Origin of the sequence: Streptomyces cahuitamycinicus (assembly GCF_002891435.1) — a bacterium.
GTDB classification, from domain to species: domain Bacteria; phylum Actinomycetota; class Actinomycetes; order Streptomycetales; family Streptomycetaceae; genus Streptomyces; species Streptomyces cahuitamycinicus.
In genome coordinates this window covers 1-2,798 of the sequence record NZ_POUC01000684.1, presented here as the reverse complement: position 1 = coordinate 2,798, position 2,798 = coordinate 1, and the positions used below count along the sequence as shown (strand labels likewise).

The window sequence follows — 2,798 nt, the reverse complement described above, 5'->3', positions numbered from 1 at the left end:
GGCCGAGGTGGGGGGCGCGGAGGCGGCCTGCTTTCCCTGGCCCTTCTTCTCCTCGTCCTTTCCCTTTCCCTCGCCCTCGTCTTCGCTGCCGGCGGAGGACGAACCGGCCGATGGCGGCACAGAAGCCGTCGCGTCCTCGCCTTCCGGGCCGCCATCACCGCCGGAGACCGCTGTGCCGCGCCGTCCCTCGTCGCCCGTCCCGCCCGAGGGAACAGCGACCGCGAGACCGACCCCGCAGAGGACCACGGCCGCGGCTACACCGGCGAGCAGGGCGCGGCGGGCGCGGCGGGGGCGGCGCCGCGCGGATCCTTCCGACTCCCCTTCGTCGTCCGGAGAGCCGGATTCCGACGCGAGAACGTCGGCGCCTGGAGAAGCCGTCTCCGGAGAGGTCACCTCCGAAGCGGTCACCTCCGGCGAAGTCACCTCCGAAGCTACGGTCACCTCCGGCGAAGTCACCTCCGAGACTGCGGTCCCATCCGGCGAAGTCACCTCCGAAGAGGTCACTTCTGGAGACGCCGGCTCCGAGGAGCCGCCCCCCTTCCGCACCCGCCCGGCATCCGCCAGCACCCACCGCCGGTGCAGCTCGACGAGCTCCCCCGGTGACGCCTTGCAGAGCCGGGCGAGCCGCTCCACCGGCGCGTAGTCGGTCGGCACGGCATCCCCGTTGCAGTACCGGTGCAGCGTGGACGTACTCATGTGAAGCCTCTTGGCGAGCACGCCGTAGCTCAGCCCCGAGCGCTCCTTCAACTCCCCCAACAGCGCGGCGAAATCAGCCGCGGCCGTGCCTCCCGACACCGTTCCTCCATGCCCCGTGTCCCGTTCCCCCGTTCCAGGGAATGACTGTCCTCCCTGGTCAAAGCGTGCGCGGGCGTTCCAACGTCCCGTGTCGTCCGCCGGGTCTGGCGGCCGGGACGGACCACCGCACAAGCTCTGGTCATCCAAGCACGCCGCTCCCGGACCACCGGCAGCGCGACCCGCCCGGGCCTGCTTCCCCAACCGCCTTTGTCCGAAAGGAAACGCAGTCATGCGCAAGTACCACGCCCTCCCCGTCGCCCTCCTGGCCGGCCTCGCCCTCACGGCGTGCCAGGACGGCACGGGCACGAAGGACGAGGGCGCCGCCCAGCCCGAGCCGGCCTCGGCGACGGTCACGGCGACCCACCCCGCCGATGGCGCGAACAGCGGCGGAGGCACGAGCGGCACGACCGGTACCCAGGCGGCGAAGGACAAGAAGGCCACGCAGGCCCAGACTGCCACCCAGGACCAGAAAGCCACGCAGGACCAGAAGGCCACGCAGCCCACGAAGGACAAGACGGCCGCCAAGAGCCCCACGGCAACCCGCGTCTCCTGCAACGGCTCCAACACCACCGTCACCGCGAAGCCGGTCCGCCGCCCCCTCAACCACATGCTGCTCACGGTGAAGAACACCGGCTCGAAGACGTGCGACCTCACCTACTACCCGGTGCTGCGCTTCGACGAGATGCAGTGGGTGCCGCAGCCGGTCAAGGACTCCAGGCCGCAGGCGGTGACGACCCTGGCGCCCGGCGAGTCCGGCTACGCCGGCGTCTCGCTGTCGGCGGCCGACGGCAGCGGGGAATGGGGCACGACCGCCCGCAAGCTCACGGTCGGCTTCCAGGGCCGCACGCCGAACAGCGACGGCGGCCCCTCGGCGATCCCGGACCTGCCGGCCAAGGGCGTGTACTACGACAGCACGCTCACGGTCACGTACTGGCTGCGCGATATGGACGACGCGCTGTCCTACTGAAGCCGGAGACCTACTGATCCTTGAGCTTCTGGGCCACTTCGGTGGCCCAGTAGGTCAGGATGTTGCGCGCACCCGCCCGGCGGATGCCGGTCAGCGCCTCCATGATCGCCCGGTCCCGGTCGATCCAGCCCTTCTCGGCGGCGGCCTCGATCATCGAGTACTCGCCGGAGATCTGATAGGCGGCGACGGGCACGTCCACGGCGTCCGCGACCCGGGCGAGGATGTCCAGGTAGGGCCCGGCCGGCTTGACCATCACCATGTCGGCCCCCTCCTCCAGGTCGAGGGCGAGCTCCCGCAGCGACTCACGCACATTCGCCGGGTCCTGCTGGTAGGTCTTCCGGTCCCCCTGCAGGGACGAGCCGACGGCCTCACGGAAGGGCCCGTAGAAGGCCGAGGCGTACTTGACGGTGTAGGCGAGGATGGCGACGTCCTCCCGCCCGATCTGGTCGAGGGCGTCGCGGACGACCCCGATCTGCCCGTCCATCATCCCGCTGGGCCCGACGACATGGGCTCCGGCGTCGGCCTGCACCTGGGCCATCTCGGCGTACCGCTCCAGGGTCGCGTCGTTGTCGACCCGCCCCCGCTCGTCGAGCACGCCACAGTGCCCGTGATCGGTGGTCTCGTCGAGGCAGAGATCGGACATGACGAGCAGGTCGTCCCCCACCTCGGCCCGCACGTCCCGCAGGGCGACCTGGAGGATCCCGTCCGGGTCGGTCCCGGGCGTGCCGAGCGCGTCCTTCTTCGACTCCTCCGGCACGCCGAACAGCATGATCCCGGAGACCCCCGCCGCGACCGCCTCCGCGGCGGCCTTCTTCAGACTGTCCCGGGTGTGCTGCACGACCCCCGGCATGGCGGTGATCGGCACGGGCTCGCCGATGCCCTCCCGCACGAAGGCCGGAAGGATGAGATCGGCGGGGTGCAGCCGGGTCTCGGCGACCATTCGACGCATCACGGGGTTGCTCCGCAGCCGCCGCGGCCGAGTACCGGGAAAAGATCCGTACGTCGTCATGCCCACTACGCTACGCCCGCCCCAAAC

The 2,798-nt window shown here is 70.9% G+C and carries 3 protein-coding genes; 1 reads left to right on the top strand and 2 read right to left on the bottom strand.

Annotated elements, in window-relative coordinates:
• Positions 1–795 (bottom strand): helix-turn-helix domain-containing protein (locus tag C1J00_RS41585; RefSeq protein WP_146046376.1); only part of this gene is annotated, 795 nt, incomplete at its 3' end.
• A gap of 229 nt (positions 796–1,024) precedes the next feature.
• On the opposite strand from C1J00_RS41585, the gene C1J00_RS41580 reads away from it, so the two are divergent.
• The gene (locus tag C1J00_RS41580; RefSeq protein WP_102914000.1) at positions 1,025–1,762 is read left to right on the top strand and encodes a DUF4232 domain-containing protein; all 738 of its coding nucleotides are present in this window, start codon (positions 1,025–1,027) and stop codon (positions 1,760–1,762) included.
• A 10-nt stretch (positions 1,763–1,772) separates the two neighbouring features.
• On the opposite strand, the gene hemB is transcribed toward C1J00_RS41580, so the two are convergent.
• Positions 1,773–2,771, bottom strand: coding sequence for a porphobilinogen synthase (gene hemB, locus C1J00_RS41575; protein WP_102913999.1), 999 nt, complete (start codon positions 2,769–2,771; stop codon positions 1,773–1,775).
• Positions 2,772–2,798: the final 27 nt, after the last annotated feature.